Below are 21032 nucleotides of genomic sequence, written 5' to 3' on the forward strand. Positions count from 1 at the left end.
GAGGACCCGCATGGCACTTCCCGCACCCCACAGCGATTTTCGGGCGGTGGTGACCGGCGCATCTTCCGGCATCGGCCGCGCGTTGGCGCGAGAACTAGCACGTCGCGGACACAGTCTGGTTCTTGTCGCCCGCTCGGAAGACAAGATGCTCGCTCTGGCGGAGGAGCTGCGTAGCGATTCCGTTGCCGTCGATGTTCACCCGTGCGATCTCTCCGATGCTGAGGCTCGTGCAGAGCTCATTGAGGCGATCAACTGGGACGCGGTCTCAATCCTGATCAACTGCGCAGGCATTGCCACCTTCGGCAGGTACCAGACACTGGACCGTGCGTATGAACGCGCGCAGTTCGAACTGAACGCAACTGCGCTGTTCGATCTGACGGACGCAGCTTTACACCCGATGGTCGCCCGCGGCTCTGGTGCGATCCTTAATGTTGGCTCCGCCGCCGGCACGACCGTTGTGCCCAATAACGCGACGTACACCGGCACGAAGGCCTTCGTAAACACCTTCACCGAGTGCCTGCACTACGACCTCAAGGGAACCGGCGTGCACTGCACTCTGCTTGCCCCGGGTCCGGTACGCCCGGATGAGCGCGACGATGGCGCCAACGAGGTTGACGAAGCCATTCCGGACTTCCTGTGGACCTCCACCGACGACTGCGCTCGGGATTCGCTCAACGCACTCTCGTCCAACAAGCTTCGCGTTGTCCCAGGAATCCTTTCCAAGGGGATGAACGCTGCAGGAACCTTCCTGCCCAGGCGTATGGTGGCACCGGTCATCGGCAAGATCTACGAGGGAATGAGCGAATAGTGGCGGACAACGGCAACGGACACGGCGGCGCGAAGAACGGCAAGCTCGACCGCATCGTGTGGGTCGACTGTGAGATGACCGGCCTAGACCCGGACACCCACGTTATCGTCGAGATCGCCGCGCTGGTCACTGATTCTGACCTCAACATCCTTGGTGAGGGCATTGACGTGGTGGTGCACGCCTCGGACGAGGAGCTGGCGAAGATGGATGACTTTGTCACCAACATGCATGCCTCCTCCGGGCTGACCGAAGAGATTCGAAATTCCACCGTGTCACTCGCTGAGGCGGAGCAGCAGGTTCTCGATTACATCCGTCAGTGGGTCGACCAGCCTAGAACCGCTCCCCTGGCGGGCAACTCCATTGCCTCTGACCGTGGATTCATCCGCACTGCGATGGTCGAGCTGGATGAGTTCCTTCACTACCGCATGATTGATGTTTCCTCGATCAAGGAGCTCACCCGCCGCTGGATGCCGGAGGTGTACTTCCGTCAGCCGGAGAAGGGCATGTCGCACCGCGCGCTAGTCGACATCAAGGAGTCGATCCGCGAGCTGGATTATTACCGCCGCGCCGCTTTTGTGCCGGAGCCTGGTCCCACCACTGATGAGGCAAATGAGGCCGCAGAGGAAGCGGTAGACCGCTTCCCGCTCTAAGGGAAAAAGATCTCGCTTCCCGACGTTTCCCTCTCCAACCACCCCACAACCAGTGATTTTGTCGAAATACCAGCACTGGGTTAACATCATCTACGCTGCACGGCGAGAGCCGAGTGAGTGATGGTGACTGTAGTTCAGTTGGTAGAGCACCAGGTTGTGATCCTGGGTGTCGCGGGTTCGAGTCCCGTCAGTCACCCCAAATGTACGAGGCCCGAACGCTGGTCTGGAGTAAATCTCCAACCGGGTTCGGGTCTCGATTTTTATGCCGCCCCCTCCCCGTCATCATCAGCGGCCACCACGCTGCAGATGAATTCGCCAACTGCGGACTCCGTGGTGACCAGAGCAAGGTCCTCTGGATCTGGGATGAAGATCTCCTCGACGGACAGCCCGAGTACTGCTGAGATCCTCAATGCGATCTTGAACGACGGTTCCAGGCGAACGCGATCATCCACACCAGCGCAGCAGCGACGGCGGGCACTGCAGCGGTTAACCTCGGCATACCTGCGAATGCTTCGGGCAATGCGTAGACCAATCCGGCCACGACGGTGAAGAGAACGGCAATCATTCCTGCCCTCGCTGCGTCTTGGCGTTCGATGCCCTCGGTGCCTGTGCGCAGCAGCGCTCGCGCCGAACATAATCAACTCACCGCATACAAATATCAATATCTTTCATCAGCATTCGTTGAATTGTAATTTACCAACGGATACCAATATGAAACTGCAGATCCACACCCCGTAAACACTTCTGAAAAAACGGGGTTAAACTCGAGATAAAACGATTCCCCCCGCAAAGGCATTGCGCCGAAAGCCGATCTACAATTAAACTCGCCGGATTTTTTCGAGTGGAAGGTAGATCGCGCTTATGTGCACACGAGTTGTTTGGCCAGACGCCGATGGGTCGGTCATCACCGGCCGCAACATGGATTTCCAGTTCGATCTGTTCACAAATCTGTGGAAGATGCCCCGTGGTGTCGAACGCACAGACGGTGTGTACAACAAACTCACATGGAAGGCGAAGTACGGCAGCATCGTCGCCACTGCGTTTGACTTGATCGCCGCCGACGGAATGAATGAAAAGGGCCTTGGCGGCCACATTCTATGGCTCACCGAGGCCAATTACGGCGAGCACCCTGAGGGCGACACACAGTTGGGCCAGGCTGTCTGGCTGCAGTACTACCTAGACAACTTCGCCACTGTTGAAGAAGCAGTCGAATGGACCCGCCAGTCCAACGTAAAGATCAGGCAGCTGTTCGACCCGACCGGGCACATCGTGCCGGTACTGCACCTTGCACTCAATGATTCGACCGGAGATTCGGCAATTATCGAGTACACCGATGGCGAACCGACGGTCTACCACGACCGTGCCTACCAGGTGATGACCAATTCACCGCCGTTCGACCAACAGCTCGAGCTGGTCAAGCAGTACTCGGGCCTCGGCGGAGACGCGACCCTTCCTGGTACCACCGATGCCAAAGATCGCTTCGCCCGCGCGTCCTTTTACGTCAGCCAGCAGGTCCAACCAAAGTCGCAAACAGAGGCAATTGCTGCGATGTACAGCATCATCCGGAACTGTGCTCAGCCGTACCGCAAGCCAGATGCCACTCACCCGGAACAGTCCAAGACCATTTGGCAGGTCGTTCTTGACCAGACGAAGATGCGCTACATCTTCGAATCCACGAACCGCCCGAACATCGTGTGGCTCGATTTTGCCTCGCTGGATTTCTCGGAGGACAGCGACATTCAGAAGCTGAACCTGCTGGGAGACCTTGCCATCGAGGGAGGCCTCGCCGGAGACGTCAGCGGTGAATTCAAGAACACCGATGGGCTCTCCACCTTCACGGTTGACGAAGGCATCAAGATTTTGGAGTTTGTCGCAAATCACCGTGAGGAGTTCGCTGAGATCGCAAAGAAGATCTCCGAGAGTGTTCCGTCCAAGCGGAACCAGCACGATACTTCGAAGTAATGCATTCGTGGCGACGCTGAGTTAGTGGCCGAAGCCACGGGTGGACGCGCGGATGCTGAATCAATCAGCATCCGCGCTTTGCACTTAAATAGACGTTTTCTGATGTACTCCGATAGTGCGGAGCCGACCGCCACCACTTGGACCCCATGAGGTTATTATCATGACAAATTCGTCAGAGAATACCGCCGGCCCTCCCCGCGGTGATGAGATGTTGGTCGTGGTCGCGAAACTCGGTGAGGCACTGGACCGATCGTCATATCCGGTGACAGTGATCAAGGAAATCCTCGAAGACATCACCGATGCGTACAAATACGATATTGAGGCGGAGATCTTCGCCAATTATCTCATCGCGCTAGACCGTGGGAACGGACGAGTCGAAGTCTCCTCAGCCGGCCCGTCCTACCGGTTCGATCAGGTGGACCGCACTGAAGCCCTCGTCCGTGAGTTGAGAGCTGGCGCTATCAAACTGGACGACGCTGCCACCACACTCGACAACATTGCGAACGCCCGCCCTCCCCTCACCATCCCGGTCCGGGTGATCGGCTATGTATTCATGGCGATGGGTTTCGCCATGTGTTTCCGGATGAGCCCCATGGCCACCGCCGCCGCCATGGTGATCGCGATTCCGGTCGCGCTGATCATGCTCTCAAAGATTGGCACTGGGAGGATCGGGCCGCTGATGCCCTTCCTCCTGACATTCCTCACTGCATTGGCGTTGGCATTCTGGGCCAAACACACAGGTACCGCAGACCCCGTGCGCCTTGCCGTGATTCCAGTGTTGACGCTGGTCCCCGGCGCTGCCATCAGCACCTCACTGATGGAATTGACTGAGGGCGATATGACTGCGGGAGCATCCAGGCTGATCTATGCCCTGGTCGTTATGTTGTCGATGGCGTTCGGACTTGCCCTTGCCATCGAAATCGCCGGCGTTCCCGCCGAGAGCCTGGAGGATCTGACCAGCAACCTTGCCCCGAGTTGGGTGATCTGGTTGTCCGGCCCCCTCTTCGGCCTGGGAGCGGCCTTGTATTTTTGTACACCTCGCAAAGTTTGGTTCTGGACAATCTTCGCTTGCTTCGGCACCTTGATGCTCAGCCAGCTTCTGGATAAGGGCGTGGCATCGCCATATGCCGGCGGTATTGCGATGGGCGTCAACGTGCTGTTCGCCTACTTCATCAATGTGAGAGTCCGGAGCCGACCGAGCATGCTCATGATGTACCTGCCGACGTTCTGGCTGATGGTTCCAGGCTCGATGGGTTTTGTGGCCTTCAGTGGTGTCATGACCGGGGCCCAGGATCTCAGCGATATGACCAGCAGCGCAGCCATGGCCCTGCTGAGTATGTCGATCTGCATGATGGTTGGACTAGCACTTGCTCCGTACTTGGCTCACCCGGTCAAAAGACTGGGCCTGGACACACGCAGTAAGAGCAAACGCCGCGAACCATCGACACCAGCACAAGGACGCTCGCGACGAATCCGTGACGAGACCCCGGAGCCGGGGAAATAGCGCTTGTTTCGCGTTCAGCTCCCCTCAGACCCATGTGCAACTAGATGGTTGCACTTGCCTGTCGGGCGGGTCATACTTTAGTGACACGGTCGGCGAGATACCGGCCCTGGCACCGGGAGAGATCACCATGTCCGATCAGACCGTCAAAGCCACCTCTGAGGCCGTCCCCGACGAGATCGTCCGGAGCATTCATATCAACGCCACTACCCAAAGGGTGTAGGACTCCGTCAGTGAGCCTGGATGGTTCACCAACAATGGCACGTCTACCCCGCATGAGATCAGTGAGGTAAACGGCACCTTCCACATCGTCGATCCCAACTATGGATCGTTCTCCGTCGGCGTCGATGTCCTCGAGCCCCCGTTCCGGGCAGTATTACGTTGGCTCGGCGGTCTCGGAGGATCCCTAGAAGACTTCCCCAACAACACCGTCGAGTTCACCATCGAGCCAGACGGGGACGGGGTACTCCTCACGGTCAGAGAGAGCGGCTTCAGCCAAATCAGTGACGACGCCGCCACTCGACGAACCGAATATGAGAACAACACCGAAGGGTGGAAGGTCGAACTCGACCTGGCGCGTTCTCTGGCCGAGTCTTCATGAAAGCGCAGCCTGGAGAGTCTGCGAATTCATCGTTTACCGACCAGATGCTCTCGAATGAGGCGGACGCGGTGTTTCCGGCCTCGGCCGATCGAACGAGGCGCCGGATACTCGTACGCCTCGCCAGTGCGCCTGACGATGCTGGTGCCATCGCTCGTGACTTAGAGCTGAGCAGACAGGCGGTAGCCAAACACCTGCGAATTCTTGAGCGTGCAGGCATCGTGTCCTTCACGACCAAATCAGGAAGGCACGTCCATTCCGTGGCACCATCCAAGATTCGAGAGATTTCTGATCTTTTGGGGGCGGTCGCCCGTGGTTGGGATCGCCGGCTGGACGCCGTCAGAACCAGGGCAGAGGACACGAAGCAACTCCCCTGACCCGACTTTGCATTTCGTTCAGCGGGTCGCGATCCAGATTTCGCGATGCTGCGGAGACCCGTGCATGTCGAAAGCCGCAGACCTTTGACGCTGAACCGTGAAGCCTGCCTCTACGAGACGGTCGTGCCAATTCACTTCAGTCCCTGGGTGCCGATGCCCGTGAGAGTCGCCGTGGCGGTGGCTCGGATGGTGAGCATCTGCGTGAGATTTGGCTGCGCCACCGGATTGCGCGCTCGCCGGCAACTCGACCAAGACGAGAACGCCTCCTGGCCGAAGTGCGGTGAATGCTTCGCGCAAAGCAGCACTCGGATCCGACACGTGATGCAGAGACAGCGCGGCCCACACCAAATCCGCGGGGCCAGGTATCAACAACGACCAAGAGTCAGACAAGTTTGCTTCGTGAACAGAGAAGTCGTCCCTCAGGCCCGCCTCTCCAACAGTGTCTAGGCAGCGCTGCAGAAGTTCGGTGGATATGTCGATGCCATGCACGTGCGCGTCGGTGAATTCCTCAGCCAGCGCTACTGAGCCGACTCCGGTTCCAGGTCCTAGATCTACGATGATTGTCGGCTCGTGGTCCAGCACCGAGCGCGCTTCGACAATCGCCAGGTCGGTGACCGAACCGCTGCAGCCGGCTTCGCCGTGGAGGTGATCAGCAAATCCCTTAGGCAGCGACTCCCACGGCTCGTGGGTTCCTTGCTGGTGTCCGTCGCTCATGACGCACGCGATTTCAGCCACGCCGAGTATCGCTTCGTCGCGACCTTGCTTGCCGACTGTTCCATGACAAGAGTCAATTCAGCGGAGATCCGAGGACGCGTGGGCTTTCCGTTGCCGAGTCGCTTCAACTGGTATCGAACCCTGGACATGGCAGCCGCAGAGGCAATCGCCTTGTCCTTGATCCGGACGGAGCCGACCTCAACGCTTGCGGAGCGGCCCGCCTCGGTAGCGCTACGCCATCTGTTCGGCAGGTCCGGCTCTACGGCCAACGCGGTCCCCATGCCCACTACATCGACTCCGCTGGAGAGAACCTCTTCTGCAACAGAGCGGCGCACAATACCGCCGGTGAGCATCAGCGGGACTGGACTTGAATCTGCCAGCTCCCGTGCCAACTCTAGGAAGTACGCTTCCCGGGCAGCCGTGCGGGAATCACCCTCCTGCGCGGCGGACTCGAGTGCATTGCCCGTCATAGCCGGGCTCTCGTAACTGCAACCAGAGAGCTCCACCAGGTCGACGTTCAGCTCTGCGAGCATGTTGATAACCGCACGGGCGTCATCCTCATCGAATCCGCCACGCTGGAAGTCCGCCGAGTTGAGTTTGACGGCAACGGCAAAATCAGTGCTGACACGGTCCTTGACGGCGCGGACGACGTCGAGAAGCAATCGGGAGCGGTTCTCCAAAGAACCGCCCCACTGATCGGAGCGTCTATTCGACAATGGCGATAGGAACTGCGAAATGAGGTAGCCGTGGGCGGCGTGAATCTCCACCCCATCAGAACCTGCCTCCTCTGCACGGCCAGCAGTGGTCGCGAAACGCTCGACTGTCTCTGCGATCTGAGCAGCGGTCAGCTCTACCGGATCAGCCATCATTGCGCTTGCCTTGCCAGCATCGACCTTGATTGCAGATGGAGCCCAGGCGACGCCAGGCATGTTCTTGCTGACCTGACGGCCAGGATGGTTGATCTGCATCCAGGCCTTTGAGCCACCGCTTTTGGCAGATTCAGCCCACTTTCGGAAAGGGGCGATCGGAGAATGAGCGTCAAGCACTACGCCAGAAGGCCCGGTCATCGCCTCAGCATGGAACATCACATTTCCGGTGATCAGCAGGCCAGACCCGCCCTCACTCCAGGTGCGGTAGAGCCCGAAGAGCGCTACATCCGGGAGCTGGTCCTTTCCTGCCATGCCTTCTTCCATCGCCGCCTTCGCGATTCGGTTCGGCAAGGTAGCGCCGCCGGGCAGGGTGATCGGTTCGAAAAGTGGGTCCGGCATCGTATTGCTCCAGTTCAAAGCAATGTTTACACTGTCTACATCCGGACCATAATGAAGGAAGTATTCAGTGTCAACATCCAGTCGAGAGACCTACCACCACGGTGATTTGCGCACGGCGCTCCTCGACGCGGCCACCGAACTTCTGGAGGAAGGCGGCACATTTTCCCTACGAGCTGTCGCCCGGCGCGCCGAGGTCTCTCAGACCGCCCCGTATCGACACTTCACGGGACGGGAGGCACTAGAGACCGCCATCGCAGTGCGTGGATTCGACGACCTCCGAGAGCGCTTTACCAATGCTCGTACTGGCACCGCGACAATCTCTTCACAGGATGCGATAGCCGACCTACTCACTTTCGCCAGCACATACATCCTCTTCGCACTGGAGCGCCCTGCCCTGTTTCGTCTGATGTTCGGTTACCAGTGCGAGACCGTCGACGACGACCGGATTCGCGCCGCCCACGACCTGAAGGGGACATTGTCTGCGCCGCTGCACGGGGCGTTTCCAGATTCCGATCACAATGCTCTCGCCACAGCGCTGTGGTCACTCACTCATGGGCTCGCATTCCTCCACCTGGATGGGAAGCTCACCGGCACCTCTCCGGAGGAGATTGCCGCTCAGGTCCACGAGACCTTCTCCGCCATCTTGTCGGCCGCCGGAGGCCTCAGCGCCCGCGGCACAAAACTGTGACACGGCGAACGGACCGACCTTCCCGAAGCCGGTTTAGAGCATCGTCCCTGCGCATGTGAGGTTCACCACCGTTTCGAATGGGTTAACACTGCCTACCTGCGCCGCTTCAGCGTCGGCCCTGACCGCCGACTGAGCCTTCGACAAAAGCGGAACTTTAGATGCCGTTCATTCGACTATCTAGTTATTAAACAGCCCTTCGCCTACCTACCCTGATCGATCCGCACCGCCGCACCCCGGAACCCGCGGACCGAGAACGGCACCGGAACCACATTGCGTGGATCCCGGTCCCGCCAGTCCCCACAGCCTCCTCTCTTCGTCATAGTTCGGGCCGAGCGCTCTGCTAGATCGCCGCGTCCCGGGAAAGGCGTTTCATGGATATCGTTGATGTTTCACGCTGGCAGTTCGGCATCACGACGGTCTATCACTTCATTTTCGTGCCCCTGACCATCGGTCTTGCACCAATGGTGGCACTGATGCAGACATTCTGGCTGGTCACCAAAAAAGACCATTGGTACCGGGCCACCAGGTTCTTCGGCACAGTTCTGCTGATCAACTTCGCCATGGGCGTAGCCACCGGCATCGTCCAAGAATTCCAGTTCGGCATGAACTGGTCGGAGTACTCCCGCATGGTCGGTGATGTCTTCGGTGGACCGCTCGCGCTGGAAGGGCTTGTCGCCTTCTTCCTTGAATCCGTGTTCCTCGGACTGTGGATTTTCGGCTGGGGTCGTATCCCCGGGTGGTTGCACGCGGCATCGATGTGGATCATCGCGGTGGCCGTGAATTTCTCGGCCTACTTCATCATCGTCGCGAACTCCTTCATGCAGCATCCAGTTGGTGCGGAGTTCAATCCCGAGACCGGACGCGCTGAACTTGTCGATATCTGGGCGCTGCTAACCAACCCCACCGCACTGGCTGCCTACTCACACGCAGTCGCAGGCTCCTTGCTCACAGCAGGCACCTTCGTGCTGGGAGTGACTGGATGGTGGATTGTCAAGGACGCCCGGACACGGGCAAAGGTGGCAAAGGAGTCCGGCACCGAGGTAGCCCCAACCACCGAACCCCACGACATGCACCGTCCGGCGCACCGACTTGGTTGGTGGACAACGCTGGTTGCCGCTGTCGGAGTGATGATCACCGGTGACATCCAGGCGAAACTCATGTTTGTCCAGCAGCCGATGAAGATGGCGTCGGCAGAATCGCTATGCCACACCGAAACAGACCCGATGTTCTCCGTTCTCACCATCGGTACCCACAACAACTGTGACTCAGTAATCCACCTGATCGAGCTGCCGTGGATTCTCCCCTTCCTCGCTGAAGGCCGGTTCCAAGGAGTCACCCTTCGTGGTGTGGTGGACCTACAGAACTACTACGAGGGTCTCTTCGGGCCCGGCAACTATGCGCCGAACCTGTTCGTGACCTATTGGTCGTTCCGTGCGATGATCGGCCTGATGCTCGGATCCCTCGCGATTCTCTTCTTCAGCTGGTTGTTCACCAGGGGCGGACGCCTTCCGTCCCAGCGGTGGGCATCGATCTTCGCACTTGGTTGCATCGCAGCGATCCCCTTCCCCTTCCTGGCGAATTCCGCCGGTTGGATCTTCACCGAGATGGGCCGCCAGCCCTGGGTTATCCACCCCAATCCGGAATCCATCGGTGATCCGCGCACAGAGCTAATCAGAATGACCGTCGACATGGGTGTATCCGACCATGAGCCATGGATGGTGTGGACGACCTTGATCGGATTCACGATTCTGTACGCGATACTAGCGGTGGTGTGGTTCCGCCTGATCCGGAATGTCGTCCTTGCAGGACCTCCTGCTGACGACGCTCCCCTGCTGCCTGCCGCCCTCGGCCGCGGTTCAGCAGATGATTCCGCACCTGGACCGGCCGCTCCGGTCAAGTTCGCGCTGCGCTCAGAAACCGCAGACGGCTCCAGTACTTTCCGTGACAACTCGAACCACGAAACCCGAGGTGAATGACACCATGTTCGGTATCGATCTTCCTGTCCTGTGGTTCATCATCATCGCGGTGCTGTTCGCCGGATACTTCCTGTTGGAAGGATTCGACTTTGGCGTCGGAATCCTGCTGCCGTTCATCGGCCGTGATGAAAAACGTCGCAGCGCCATGATCCGCACCATCGGACCAGTGTGGGACGGCAACGAAGTCTGGCTGATCACCGCCGGTGGCGCTCTCTTTGCCGCCTTCCCTCTCTGGTACGCGACGATGTTTTCCTCGTTCTATCTGCCGTTGTTCATCATCTTGATTGCCCTCATTGTCAGGATCGTTGGCTTGGAATGGCGCGGAAAGAACGATTCTCCGAAGTGGCACCGTTGGTGCGACCGGGGCATTATTTTCGGGTCCTGGGTGCCGCCTCTGATGTGGGGAATCGCAGTGGCCAACCTGGTCCGGGGAATCCCGGTGGATGTCGGGGAGCGAATCTCTACCTCGCAGGTGACCTTGTGGTCACTCCTCAACCCGTACGCATTGCTCGCCGGAGCGGCTCTAACCGCGCTCTTCGTTCTGCACGGTGCTACCTTCCTGCGGTTGAAGACCGCTGGGGTCCTGCGTGACGATGTTGCCCGTGCGCTCACCCCGGCTACCATCGCCACCGTCCTATTCGGAACCACGTTCGTTCTGTGGACCCAACTCCAGTACGGCACCTCGTGGACCTGGGCGCTGGTGGCGCTAGTTCTCCTCGGCGTCATCGTCGGCGCCTGGTGTGCTTACCTCGGCCGGGACGGCTGGGCGTTTACCTTCACTGCAGTGGCAGTTCTCTCAGTGACGGCCCTGGTGTTCGGTTCGATGTTCCCCTGGGTGGTTCCTAGCACGCTCGACGGGGGCACCGGAATCACCATCTGGGATGCCACCTCCAGCGAATACACTCTGACGATTCTCACGTGGGCCGCCCTCGCCATCACGCCGGTGGTGATCCTGTACCAAGGATGGACCTACTGGGTCTTCCGTAAGCGAATCCTCGCTGACCCGGTGACGCAAGGCTCCGGCTACTGATGGACGAGACCGAACCCTCCCCGCCCCGTGTCGGCCCCGTCGACCCACGTCTGTTGACACTGTCGGCACCGGTGCGCCGGTGGTTGCTGACCTCTGGGTTGTTGTCGGCGGCGCAGACTATCGCGGTCGTGCTGTTCGGGGTGTTGGTCGGACAGGTCGTCGCAGGCGTGATCGAGGATCCAGAGGCGCCCATAGCGTCCGGTTCGGTTCTGTCTCCCTGGTACCCGCATCTGATTTCTCTGGTGGTGGTCTCCATCGTGTGGGGATCGCTTGTGTGGGCAGAGCGCAGGTTCGGTCGCGGGGCAGCCGCCGGGGTCATCGACGATCTCCGGTCCCGGGCGCTGGCGCGGCTTGCCGTGCTCGATCCCCGTGTCGTTGATCGGGCTAGGTGGCGGATCACTCTCGGCGAGGGTCTGGACGGGCTGACCCCGTACCTGACCGGCTTCATTCCGGCGTTGACCTCAACCTTGATTGCGACACCAGCAGTTCTGGCGGTGGTGTTTTTCCTCGATCCTGGCTCGGCAGTGATCGCACTGGTCACGCTCCCACTGATTCCGCTGTTTATGTGGCTCGTCGGCACGCTGACAGCAGGGCGTACTGAGCGTCGCCTGCGCGGCCTGGCGGTCTTGTCTGACCAACTTCTGGATCTCGCCGCAGGCCTGCCCACGCTGCGGGCATTCGGCCGACAGCGCTCCCCCGCCGAGGAGGTGCGCAGGCTCTCCGCCGAACACCGCACCTCAACAATGTCGGTACTGCGGATCGCGTTCCTCTCCAGTTTTGTACTTGAGTTCCTGGCAACGCTCTCGGTCGCACTCATCGCCGTGGGAATCGGCTTCCGACTACTCGGCGGCTCAATTACCTTGGCGGTTGGGTTGACGGTGCTCATCATCGTCCCAGAGGTGTACAACCCGGTGCGCAACGTCGGCACCCGCTTCCACGATGCGCAGGACGGACTCGTCGCTGCGGATGACGTACTTTCGCTTCTCGACGCCCCGTGCCCCACCACCTCATCCACCTCTCCCATGCAGTCGGCACGTGAGCTCCCACCCCCGGCTCACGGACTGTCGGTCCACTTCAACCGGTTGTCGGTGGCCGCGCGTGATGGGCTGAGTCCCTGCGACCTCAGCGGTACCGCTCAGCCAGGGACAATCACCGTGTTGCACGGCCCCAATGGCGCAGGAAAATCCACTGCATTATTGGCTCTGCTGGGGATCATCGATCCGGATGCAGACAGCGAGGATTCATTCGGTGGGGTGTCAGTTCTCAGTTCCGCTGGCGCGCTGCACGGCGATGAACTGTGGCAGCGCACCTCGTACGTTCCACAGCGCCCCTTGCTCCCAGAGGAAGTTACCGCTGGAACCGGCAATGTCGGTGACACCAGCGCACTGTCCTTAGGCGAGCGACAACGCGCCGCGGTCTACGCCTCACTCGACGACAAACGGGACCTGCTGGTTCTGGACGAGCCGACAGCGCACCTGGACGAGGAAAACGCAGTGATCATGCTCGCCGCACTGAGAAAGCGCGCCGCAGCAGGTGCGACGGTCCTTCTCGCCAGCCATGATCCCGCGGTTCTCGCTGAAGCCGACATCACCATCGAGGTGCACCATGGCTGACTATAGCGATGTCTCCAGTTCGCAGGGACTGCGATCCCACCTGCGGGCGCTATCGCAGGTGCGTCCTATCGTGGGCCTGCGGTGGCGGGATCTCATTCGTCCAGTCGCCGCCGCGTGCATTACCTTGATCGCCGCGTTGACCCTGACTGTCGTGTCTGCCTGGTTGATCACAAAAGCGTGGCAAATGCCACCGGTGCTCGATCTCACCGTCGCAGTCACGGCGGTGCGTGCCCTTGGTATTTCACGTGCGCTCTTTAGGTATCTGGACCGGCTCGCCTCTCATGACGTCGCATTACGGTGCGCGGAGAATGTCCGCGTCAACGCCTATCGGATTCTGGCAACGTGCGATCCAACGGTGGTCGTTCGGATGTCCCGGGGTGCGCTGCTAACGCGCTTCGGCTCGGATGTGGACGCAGTCTCGGATGTTGTCGTTCGCGCCGTAGTTCCCGGCGCCGCCGCGCTGGTGGTGTCCGCATCCGCCGTTGGATTCGCTGCGTTGTTGTCGCCGTGGGCTGCGGTTGCTCTGTCCGTCGGGTTGCTGGTTGCTGGTATCGCCGCGCCGGCGGCGGTTGCCCGTTCCACCCGTGTCACTGAGGCTCGCCGCGCCGGCGCCCTGGAGTCGCTGACCACAAACGTCGACCACGTACTGGCGAACGCGCCCGCACTGCGAGTGTCCGGTCACCTGCCGCAGGCACTGGATTTAGCCGACTCCTCCTCCCGGAGGTTGAGCAGTGCCGACGAGGCCGGCGCTTCCGCCGACGCCACTGGCGCCGCTATCGGCGTGTGGTCCCATGCCTTCACCGTCATCGCGGTGGTTATGGTCGCCTCCATCGGATATCTCACCGGTGACCGCTCTCCCCAGTGGTTGGGCGCCCTGGCGTTGTTATCGCTCGCTGCGTTTGAGGCCGTCGCTGCTCTTCCGGCTGCAGCCGTCGCCGTCACCCGAGCCGCTGGTGCTGCCAGGCGCCTCACCGCGCTGTCTAGCGCTTCCCTCACCGATGACGGCCGCGACCCCGAACCGCTCAGTCCTGCACCATATCTGGCTGCCCACAATCTGGTCGTCGGTCGGGACAGCGACCTGCAGAGTTGGGATCTCGATCTTCCCTTTGGGTCCCGCGAACTCGTGGTCGCGCCCTCCGGCAGTGGCAAAACGACACTTTTACTGACTCTCGCGGGCCTGCTTCCAGCACGCTCTGGTGAGGTACTTCTGGACAACACTCCCACCGATGAACTGCCACCTTCGGTCCTGCGAGGCACCGTGCTGTTCGTCGCCGAGGACTCCCACATCTTCGCCACGACGGTACGAGACAACCTCGCGGTCGGGGCTCCCCGCGCTACCGACGAGCAGATCCACGACGTACTCGATGCGGTCGGTCTTACCGGCTGGACTGATTCGCTTCCCGACGGCCTCTCCACCATCCTCACCTCAGGCGACAACAGCCTGTCGGGAGGTCAACGCCGCCGGCTCATCCTGGCCCGAGCGCTGCTCAGCGACGCACCCATCTTGCTGTTGGATGAGCCGACCGAGCATCTCGACGCAGAAGGAGACTCAGACATCTCCGAACTCCTGGGATTCAGCGGTCCCCCACCGCCATTGCCCGGCGCGCTGGCGCAGCGGTCCATCGTGATGGTCCGGCACCCGCGCACCTAACTACCGGGTGACCGGTTCGAGTGTTTAGCCCCGTCGGGGTTTCACTCGGACCTCGACTCCGCCCATAAGTGCAACGCCGCGCACCCGCACGACCGGAGCGTCGGGAGGCAGATCTGTTGGTGAGACTGATGCGGACTTATCGACATTGACCGCATAGCCACCCATAAGGCCCAGACCATTGCACTCAACCCGGACTCCCTCTGGGACGATGATCTGGATTCCTCCCATCAGGGTGTACGCATCGATGGTGATATCACCGGTCTCGAACCTGGCGTCCCGAAGGTCAATCTCATTTCCGCCCATAACGGCGATGGAGGTGTGTTGCCCGGGCACCACCCAGTGCTTCCGGTTCACCCCTCCCATGATCGCCACGGACCACCGAGACGTGCCTGGCTCACCGGTGACTTGGCGTTGTGCTGCGGTGACGAGATCGCGGATGGTGGGGTTGGCGTCGGGAAGCGAATTAGCTCTCTGGACAGGAAGCGGCACCTGCCGCTGACCCAAGATGTCCGCCGCCGGATCATCGCGGAGGTCCTCCAACAAAGAGATCAATTCCTTCTGACGCATCGCGGCGAAGGCCTTCGCCGAGCGCTCATCGAACTCGGACATGGTGATCTGGCCCTCTGAGAGAGCCTCGGTCAGCAGATCTACGGTTCGGCGGCGCTCGGCGTCAGTCGCGCGGCGGCCGGTGGGTTCGGTCATAGATCCACAATAGAACGACCCTGCTTCCCGACGTCCCTGCCAACAACACCCCAACCCACTCACGTGAATGTCAGTCGCCTGCAAAGTCCCTGATCACAGTGGTCAGAGTTTCGTCGTCGACTTCGTGCCATTGTCCGGGAAGCACCATAAAACGTGCATCGATCATCGCGGATGCAAGTTGTCGACCCCAGGCGCCCATATCCCCTGCGGAAGCATCAGACGCAATCAACAAGGTCGGCTGCGGTATGGCGCTGAAGCGCTCGGCAGGAGTGCCCGGCAGGAACGTCAGTTCGTGAAGAATGCTTGGAGCATCTCTCAGCGACTGCTCGGACGGCGGCGGCATGTCGGCGAGGATCTCCTTGGGGATTCCTACGACTTCTGACTGGAACCATCGGAGGAGTTCTTCAGGTCCTTGCCGCAGTCTTCTCTCCCCTTCCGTATGAAACTCGCGGTCGGCCCCTGAGTCTGTTGACAGCGGTGGCTCCACCAGAACCAACCGATCGATCGCGGCACCTGCCTCGCCGGCGATCAAGCTCAATGTGGCGCCGGAGGAAAATCCATAGACCGTCACCGGGCCACCGACCATGTCGATGATCGCGCCGAGGTCCTCCACCTCCCGTTCAACGGCGTAGGTGTCGGCATTTCCACTCGTGCCCTTGCCTCTGCGGTCATAACTCCAGACTGTGAAGTGCTCAGCAAGCGTGTTCGCCAAGGTGGGCTGCGGAGTCGTGGCTCGCGAGACGCCCACACAGTGCACCATCACCAGGTCAGGCCCACTACCAATGCGGCTCCACGCGATCGGCGTGCCATCGAGGGAAACGACGGTTCCGTTTGTCTCCAACCCAGGTTGTTCGGGACTCACCGTTCGTCCTCTAAATCCGCGGGCGGGTTGTCCTTCTCCCCTACCGTCAAAGAGGCATCTCCCGAGGCCGCCCGTGACTGTGGATTCGCTGCCCGCTTTTGGATTCGACCGGGGTCAAGGGTCCTGGCAATGTCCTTGGCGCTGACAGTTTCGGTGGCATCGACATACCAGTCGGTGAGGGTCGGGTCCTCACTATCGAAGCCTGCGCCTGCACCTTCATCTGCGGCCACTTCGCTGGCGCCGAAGACGAAGTCATCGCCGTATTCGTCAATACCTCGACGCACACCCTGTGCAATCGCCGCCCGGGCATAGCGGCTACGAATGATGTACGGGTCGGTATGAAGATCCTTCGCCCAACACACCATCACTCCAATGACGATGAAGGCGAACGGCAGCGCACTGACGACCATGATCGATTGAAGACCGGACAACGCCGTCTCGCCCCCAATCAGCAGTAGCGACACCGCGATGAGCCCGAGCAGCAAACCCCAAATGACAGTGACCCATTTGGCCGGTTCGGGTCGGCCACCCTGAGACATCGAGGCCATCACAATCGACGCGGAGTCCGCAGCGGTGACAAAGAAGATGACGACGGCAATCAGAGCGATCGCAGAGGTGACCATCCCCAGCGGCAGATTCTGCAGTAGGCGGAAGAAAACCTCTTCGCTGGTGCCGCCGGGCTGAAGATCATTGCCATTCATCGTCATCCACATGGCGGTGCTGCCATAGACAGTGAACCAACCGATGACGATGGCCGTGGGTACCAACACGATCGTGGTGACGAATTCCCGCAACGTACGTCCGCGGGAGATCTTCGCGATGAACATGCCGACAAACGGTGTCCACGACACCCACCATGCCCAGTAGTACGTGGTCCAGGTGCCGAGGAACTCCACGGCCTCTGGCCCGTCATTGGCGTTGAGGGTCATCATGGCGGGAATCTGCCGGAAAAACTCGACGAGCGAGGTCGGCAGGAAATTCAGGATGAACACCGTGGGACCGACAACGAGGGTGAAAAGGCCCAGCAATCCGGTCAGCAGCATATTGGTGTTGGACAGCAGTCGAATTCCGCGCTTGATTCCTGAGACAGCAGAGGCGATAAACAGCGCCGTCAACAGCGCAATCACCCCGATGAGGAACATGTTGCCTTCCGGTGACCACCCGGAGATCACCGACACTCCGCTTCGGATCTGCAGTGCACCGATACCTAGAGATACCGCGGTACCGAACAGAGTCACCAGGATCGCGAAGAAGTCGATGAACCGCCCGAGGATCCGGTTCGACGAGCCAGGAAACACCGGTTCGAACAGCGCGGAGATCAACGGCGGCCGCCCGCGTCGGTAAGAGCTATAAGCGATCGCACCACCGACTAAAGCGTAAAACGACCAAGCGATCGGGCCCCAGTGCAGGTAGGTCTGGGCTAGTGCTGGAAGCGCCGCCTCGACCGTTCCGCCTTCAACCGACTGACTTGGGGACGGAGCTTGGAAGTACGTCAATGGTTCCAGCGGGCCGTAGAACAGCAACCCGATGCCTAGGCCTGCGGCAAATAACATCGAGATCCACGACGCGGTGGAGTACTCCGGTTCTTCATCATCCGCACCCAATCGAATGCCACCGGTGCGGCCAAAACCCACCGCGAGCATGAACAGTGCAATGGCGATCGCGAGCGCCCCGAACAGCCACCCGAAGTTGCTTGTCACCCACGCCAACGAGTTACTGCCGACCAAGGAGAGGTTCTCCGGTGCCACGAATGCCCACGCGGCGATCGCGATGACCACCGCAACTGCACCGACAAATACCGCGACGTTTGTCGGAAACGTCACCTTGGTGCGCTCGACACCGATACCTGGAACAAGTCCTGGATGTGGTGGCGAAAGAGGTACGTCGGCGGCCTTCCGCAGTGCATGTCGTACCGGTTCAGGCCGGTCCTGGCCGAGTCGGTCTGAGTCTTCCTGAGATGCCACCTGATCCACTTTCCGTCGATTGCTCCAGCGCACAGCGTTTTGCGGTTCGTTCCACCGTAACAACATAGAGACAGGCGCACCGGCGTCTAGTCACGATCAATAACCCGTTAAGATTAATTCAGAATCAATGGAGGAGTAAAAGGCGCGATGACGACACCACACACCACCGCCCAGGGCAGCCACCGACCTCGCAAGCGGATGACACTCGCGGCGATGATGACTGCCTCGTCCCTCGCCTTGATGGGCTGCAGTGCTTTGGGCATCGGCGGAGACCGGAATGACGCTGGATCCCAGCAGACCGAGTCGGAGGCACAGTCGACCGAGACCAATGGCCCTAACCCTTCACTCGGCCCCGGCGCCTCCAGTCGCGACGGGAACTCCGCCGAATGCGGGGACCTCACCGGCGACCAGGCTGTCGACAGGTGGCTCGACCGTGTGCCGGGCGGATTCCCGTGGCAAGCATCAGATACCTCCACGTATGACCCGTGCCAACCGCTGTCGTGGATCCAGCTCACCCAGTCCGGAGCTAGTTCCCGTTCGGCCGAGCAGTTGATGCTGTTCCACATGGGCGAGTATCTCGGCACTGCCACCAGTGATCCCCTCAATGGGATGTCGACTGTTGGACGCGTCAATGACTCCACCATCCGGGTCAACCAGCCACGAGAGGACCGGGCCGATGAGTTCCGCTGGGACGATGGCGCGCAGCGTGTGCTGATGAATGACGGCTCCGACGACTCCGGAGCGACCTCCGGAGGCTCTGGTGCACCTGCCACGGCAAATAACCCCAGCCAGGTCGGCGGGAATTGTGGTCAGTACGACGGCGCGACGGTTACCGCAGGCGACAGCACCTCCTGCGGCTTCGCGATGGCGGTAGCGCAAGAGGCACTCCAGCCGATCTACTCGGATATCGGCATGGGGTACAAGGCAACGGTCTCTGCAACGAGTCCAGAGACCGGTGACACCTACTCCATGGAATGCACCATCGGTTCCGACGCTTCATTGTCGACGTGCAGAGGCGGAAACAACGCGAAAGTTGAGATCGAGAAGCGTGGTCTCACCAGTCTGGTGAGGTGATGAATTAGGCGTCGATACGCTCGAGTTTCGGCGCCAACACGTAGACCATCATCGACGCGGTGACCGACCCGGCTGCGACGATGCCGGACAGCACCACCATTTGGAACAGACCCGCCTCCACTGGGGCGACGCCGCCGAAGATCGCTCCGACAAAGGCACCCGGCAATGTGACAAGTCCGGTGGTCTTGGTCTGATCGGTGGACGGGATAAGTGATTCCCAGATAGAGAATTTCGCAATGTCGACGGTGGCCTGGCGGTTCGTGGCACCAAGAGCCAACCACCCCTCGACCTCATCCCATCGGTCTGTTGTCGCTTGCCCCAGGCGCCGACCAGCCAGAGTAGCCACTGCCATTGAGCCGCCGATGATGATCCCGCCAAGCGCCAATACATACCTCGGGGAGAACTCCAGAGCGCCAGTGGCAAACACAGTCACCATCACCACCGATACCCCGGCCGCCATGGAACCGGCGACAACACCAAACTTGGCCCAACTCCAGTGCAATCTACGGGTACTGGTGACTGCCGCGACGGTGAACATCACCGACAGCGCCACGGCCACCCAGAACGGATCGCTGATCACTCCGGTCAGCAGCACACTGATCGCGGCCAACTGCAATGTCCCGCGGACCACGGCGAGAACCACCGCGAGCCGGTGACGCACTCCAGCAAGCGACAACACCACGGTGGCGACTGACAGCAGCACAACGACGGTGATGAGCGTGGGCACCACATCGTACTGTTCCAGCATTCTGTTATTTCCCCCTGTTCACATGCACTGTTCCGTCACCCGAACGCCGACCGGGCCCAGGGAATTCCCTACTGACAGTACGCCTGCTCGCTGCTAGGTTGGCGGCCACAATCCCAGAGCACACAATCAGCCCAGCACCATCACACACAAGGAGAATCATGTCGCGAGTAATCGTCATCGGAGCCAACGGCAAGGTCGCCCAGCGTCTGCTACCCATCCTCACTGACTCGGGCCATCAGGTCCGCGGAGTCATCCGCAACCCGGACCGCGCCGAAGATGTGCAGTCATTCGGCGCCACCGCTGAGGTCGCCGACGTTGAGCACCTCAGCACCGAAGAGATCACTGCGCTTCTCGACGGCTCCGACACCGTCGTCTGGTCCGCCGGCGCCGGCGCAGAAAGCGCTGAAAAGACATACGCCATCGATCGCGACGCCGCGATCCGGACCATGGACGCTGCCGCCGCAGCAGGAGCCAAGCGCTTCATCATGGTGTCCTACCTCGGCTCCGGTGTGATCCCGGATGTGCCGGAGGACAACTGGCTCTACTCCTACTCCCGAGCCAAGACCGCTGCGGATGAGCACCTGCGCAACACCGATCTAGACTGGACAATCCTCGCGCCCGGTCCGCTGACACTGGACGAGCCGACTGGGCTGATCAGCATCACGGCCCCCGGCGACGGACGGATCCCGCGCGGTGACGTAGCCGCCGTTGTTGCCACCGTTATCGGCGCTAACAACACCATCGGCCAGCGCCTGCCACTCGGAGAGGGAGACACCCGAATCGCCGACGCGATCCAGACGTATAGGGGTTAGGAAGAGGACGGCCGGAGACGTCGTAAAGCAACTC

Annotated in this window: 20 protein-coding genes and 1 tRNA gene; 13 read left to right on the forward strand and 8 right to left on the reverse strand. The window is 60.5% G+C overall.

Annotated features, from left to right (window positions below; genetic code table 11):
• Nucleotides 1-10: 10 nt before the first annotated feature.
• From cmrA to YWU_RS0101910, 3 genes are all read left to right on the forward strand, one after another.
• Nucleotides 11-808 carry a mycolate reductase gene (cmrA, locus tag YWU_RS0101900; protein ID WP_027019138.1) on the forward strand — a complete coding sequence of 266 codons (798 nt, stop codon included), beginning with the start codon at nucleotides 11-13 and terminating at the stop codon, nucleotides 806-808.
• Nucleotides 808-1458 (forward strand): oligoribonuclease, encoded by a 651-nt coding sequence (gene orn, locus YWU_RS0101905; RefSeq protein ID WP_027019139.1) that lies wholly within the window; start codon nucleotides 808-810, stop codon nucleotides 1456-1458. Before cmrA ends, orn begins: the two co-directional genes overlap by 1 nt.
• 123 nt (nucleotides 1459-1581) lie before the next feature.
• Nucleotides 1582-1657: transfer RNA gene (locus YWU_RS0101910), tRNA-His, on the forward strand.
• 61 nt (nucleotides 1658-1718) lie between these two features.
• On the opposite strand, the gene YWU_RS0101915 is transcribed toward YWU_RS0101910, so the two are convergent.
• Both YWU_RS0101915 and YWU_RS18070 read right to left on the reverse strand, forming a co-directional pair.
• Complete coding sequence (locus tag YWU_RS0101915) at nucleotides 1719-1868, reverse strand: hypothetical protein (RefSeq protein ID WP_156892671.1); 150 nt, start codon at nucleotides 1866-1868, stop codon at nucleotides 1719-1721.
• Nucleotides 1865-2023 (reverse strand): hypothetical protein, encoded by a 159-nt coding sequence (locus YWU_RS18070; protein ID WP_156892672.1) that lies wholly within the window; start codon nucleotides 2021-2023, stop codon nucleotides 1865-1867. The genes YWU_RS0101915 and YWU_RS18070 overlap by 4 nt, the downstream gene beginning before the upstream one ends.
• A gap of 296 nt (nucleotides 2024-2319) precedes the next feature.
• Between YWU_RS18070 and YWU_RS14600 the strand changes: the two genes are divergently transcribed.
• The 3 genes from YWU_RS14600 (at nucleotide 2320) to YWU_RS0101930 (ending at nucleotide 5896) form a co-directional block, all read left to right on the forward strand.
• Nucleotides 2320-3420, forward strand: a complete 1101-nt coding sequence (locus tag YWU_RS14600) for a linear amide C-N hydrolase (RefSeq protein WP_084141533.1) — start codon at nucleotides 2320-2322, stop codon at nucleotides 3418-3420.
• A gap of 160 nt (nucleotides 3421-3580) precedes the next feature.
• A complete protein-coding gene (locus YWU_RS0101925) occupies nucleotides 3581-4924 on the forward strand; it encodes a threonine/serine exporter family protein (RefSeq protein WP_027019141.1) in 1344 nt (447 codons plus the stop codon).
• Nucleotides 4925-5566: 642 nt separating this feature from the next.
• Nucleotides 5567-5896 (forward strand): ArsR/SmtB family transcription factor, encoded by a 330-nt coding sequence (locus YWU_RS0101930; RefSeq protein WP_027019142.1) that lies wholly within the window; start codon nucleotides 5567-5569, stop codon nucleotides 5894-5896.
• An 18-nt stretch (nucleotides 5897-5914) separates the two neighbouring features.
• Here YWU_RS0101930 and YWU_RS17335 read toward each other — a convergent pair whose 3' ends face one another.
• Together YWU_RS17335 and YWU_RS0101940 are read right to left on the reverse strand one after the other, a co-directional pair.
• Nucleotides 5915-6610 carry a class I SAM-dependent methyltransferase gene (locus YWU_RS17335; protein WP_051259899.1) on the reverse strand — a complete coding sequence of 232 codons (696 nt, stop codon included), beginning with the start codon at nucleotides 6608-6610 and terminating at the stop codon, nucleotides 5915-5917.
• The gene (locus YWU_RS0101940) at nucleotides 6607-7878 is read right to left on the reverse strand and encodes an NADH:flavin oxidoreductase/NADH oxidase family protein (protein WP_027019143.1); all 1272 of its coding nucleotides are present in this window, start codon (nucleotides 7876-7878) and stop codon (nucleotides 6607-6609) included. The genes YWU_RS17335 and YWU_RS0101940 overlap by 4 nt, the downstream gene beginning before the upstream one ends.
• A gap of 67 nt (nucleotides 7879-7945) precedes the next feature.
• On the opposite strand from YWU_RS0101940, the gene YWU_RS14610 reads away from it, so the two are divergent.
• The 5 genes from YWU_RS14610 (at nucleotide 7946) to cydC (ending at nucleotide 14836) form a co-directional block, all read left to right on the forward strand.
• Nucleotides 7946-8566 carry a TetR/AcrR family transcriptional regulator gene (locus YWU_RS14610; protein WP_034646671.1) on the forward strand — a complete coding sequence of 207 codons (621 nt, stop codon included), beginning with the start codon at nucleotides 7946-7948 and terminating at the stop codon, nucleotides 8564-8566.
• 371 nt (nucleotides 8567-8937) lie between these two features.
• Complete coding sequence (locus YWU_RS14615) at nucleotides 8938-10542, forward strand: cytochrome ubiquinol oxidase subunit I (protein WP_051259900.1); 1605 nt, start codon at nucleotides 8938-8940, stop codon at nucleotides 10540-10542.
• Nucleotides 10543-10555: 13 nt separating this feature from the next.
• A complete protein-coding gene (gene cydB / locus YWU_RS0101955; protein WP_027019144.1) occupies nucleotides 10556-11572 on the forward strand; it encodes a cytochrome d ubiquinol oxidase subunit II in 1017 nt (338 codons plus the stop codon).
• Nucleotides 11572-13185, forward strand: coding sequence for an ABC transporter ATP-binding protein/permease (locus YWU_RS0101960; protein WP_084141537.1), 1614 nt, complete (start codon nucleotides 11572-11574; stop codon nucleotides 13183-13185). Before cydB ends, YWU_RS0101960 begins: the two co-directional genes overlap by 1 nt.
• 58 nt (nucleotides 13186-13243) lie before the next feature.
• Entirely contained in the window at nucleotides 13244-14836 is a 1593-nt protein-coding gene (gene cydC, locus YWU_RS0101965; RefSeq protein ID WP_034646748.1) for a thiol reductant ABC exporter subunit CydC, read from the forward strand.
• Nucleotides 14837-14860: 24 nt separating this feature from the next.
• On the opposite strand, the gene YWU_RS0101970 is transcribed toward cydC, so the two are convergent.
• The 3 genes from YWU_RS0101970 to YWU_RS14620 all read right to left on the reverse strand — a co-directional run bounded on the left by YWU_RS0101970 (nucleotide 14861) and on the right by YWU_RS14620 (nucleotide 18364).
• The gene (locus tag YWU_RS0101970) at nucleotides 14861-15538 is read right to left on the reverse strand and encodes a DUF1707 SHOCT-like domain-containing protein (protein ID WP_027019147.1); all 678 of its coding nucleotides are present in this window, start codon (nucleotides 15536-15538) and stop codon (nucleotides 14861-14863) included.
• Between the two features lie 70 nt (nucleotides 15539-15608).
• Nucleotides 15609-16400 (reverse strand): alpha/beta fold hydrolase, encoded by a 792-nt coding sequence (locus YWU_RS0101975; protein ID WP_156892673.1) that lies wholly within the window; start codon nucleotides 16398-16400, stop codon nucleotides 15609-15611.
• Nucleotides 16397-18364, reverse strand: a complete 1968-nt coding sequence (locus YWU_RS14620) for a BCCT family transporter (protein ID WP_240484028.1) — start codon at nucleotides 18362-18364, stop codon at nucleotides 16397-16399. Before YWU_RS14620 ends, YWU_RS0101975 begins: the two co-directional genes overlap by 4 nt.
• A 147-nt stretch (nucleotides 18365-18511) precedes the next feature.
• Here YWU_RS14620 and YWU_RS18515 point away from each other — a divergent pair, with 147 nt between their 5' ends.
• On the forward strand, nucleotides 18512-19438 hold the full coding sequence (locus tag YWU_RS18515; protein ID WP_051259901.1) for an LppP/LprE family lipoprotein: 927 nt from the start codon (nucleotides 18512-18514) through the stop codon (nucleotides 19436-19438).
• 4 nt (nucleotides 19439-19442) lie between these two features.
• Here the strand turns inward: YWU_RS18515 and YWU_RS0101990 are convergent, their stop codons facing one another.
• Nucleotides 19443-20186, reverse strand: a complete 744-nt coding sequence (locus YWU_RS0101990; RefSeq protein ID WP_027019149.1) for an ABC transporter permease — start codon at nucleotides 20184-20186, stop codon at nucleotides 19443-19445.
• A 158-nt stretch (nucleotides 20187-20344) separates the two neighbouring features.
• Here YWU_RS0101990 and YWU_RS0101995 point away from each other — a divergent pair, with 158 nt between their 5' ends.
• Nucleotides 20345-20998 (forward strand): SDR family oxidoreductase, encoded by a 654-nt coding sequence (locus YWU_RS0101995; RefSeq protein ID WP_027019150.1) that lies wholly within the window; start codon nucleotides 20345-20347, stop codon nucleotides 20996-20998.
• Nucleotides 20999-21032 lie beyond the last annotated feature (34 nt).

The sequence above is a fragment of the Corynebacterium sputi DSM 45148 genome (assembly GCF_000427865.1).
GTDB classification, from domain to species: Bacteria; Actinomycetota; Actinomycetes; order Mycobacteriales; family Mycobacteriaceae; genus Corynebacterium; species Corynebacterium sputi.

Excerpts from the sequence above, each read along its gene's own strand:
- cmrA (WP_027019138.1), top strand. The coding sequence starts at position 11 with ATGGCACTTCCCGCACCCCACAGCGATTTTCGGGCGGTGGTGACCGGC.
- YWU_RS18070 (WP_156892672.1), bottom strand. The coding sequence starts at position 2,023 with ATGATTGCCGTTCTCTTCACCGTCGTGGCCGGATTGGTCTACGCATTG.
- YWU_RS14600 (WP_084141533.1), top strand. The coding sequence starts at position 2,320 with ATGTGCACACGAGTTGTTTGGCCAGACGCCGATGGGTCGGTCATCACC.
- YWU_RS0101925 (WP_027019141.1), top strand. The coding sequence starts at position 3,581 with ATGACAAATTCGTCAGAGAATACCGCCGGCCCTCCCCGCGGTGATGAG.
- YWU_RS0101930 (WP_027019142.1), top strand. The coding sequence starts at position 5,567 with ATGCTCTCGAATGAGGCGGACGCGGTGTTTCCGGCCTCGGCCGATCGA.
- YWU_RS17335 (WP_051259899.1), bottom strand. The coding sequence starts at position 6,610 with ATGAGCGACGGACACCAGCAAGGAACCCACGAGCCGTGGGAGTCGCTG.
- YWU_RS0101940 (WP_027019143.1), bottom strand. The coding sequence starts at position 7,878 with ATGCCGGACCCACTTTTCGAACCGATCACCCTGCCCGGCGGCGCTACC.
- YWU_RS14615 (WP_051259900.1), top strand. The coding sequence starts at position 8,938 with ATGGATATCGTTGATGTTTCACGCTGGCAGTTCGGCATCACGACGGTC.
- YWU_RS0101960 (WP_084141537.1), top strand. The coding sequence starts at position 11,572 with ATGGACGAGACCGAACCCTCCCCGCCCCGTGTCGGCCCCGTCGACCCA.
- YWU_RS0101970 (WP_027019147.1), bottom strand. The coding sequence starts at position 15,538 with ATGACCGAACCCACCGGCCGCCGCGCGACTGACGCCGAGCGCCGCCGA.
- YWU_RS18515 (WP_051259901.1), top strand. The coding sequence starts at position 18,512 with ATGACGACACCACACACCACCGCCCAGGGCAGCCACCGACCTCGCAAG.
- YWU_RS0101990 (WP_027019149.1), bottom strand. The coding sequence starts at position 20,186 with ATGCTGGAACAGTACGATGTGGTGCCCACGCTCATCACCGTCGTTGTG.
- YWU_RS0101995 (WP_027019150.1), top strand. The coding sequence starts at position 20,345 with ATGTCGCGAGTAATCGTCATCGGAGCCAACGGCAAGGTCGCCCAGCGT.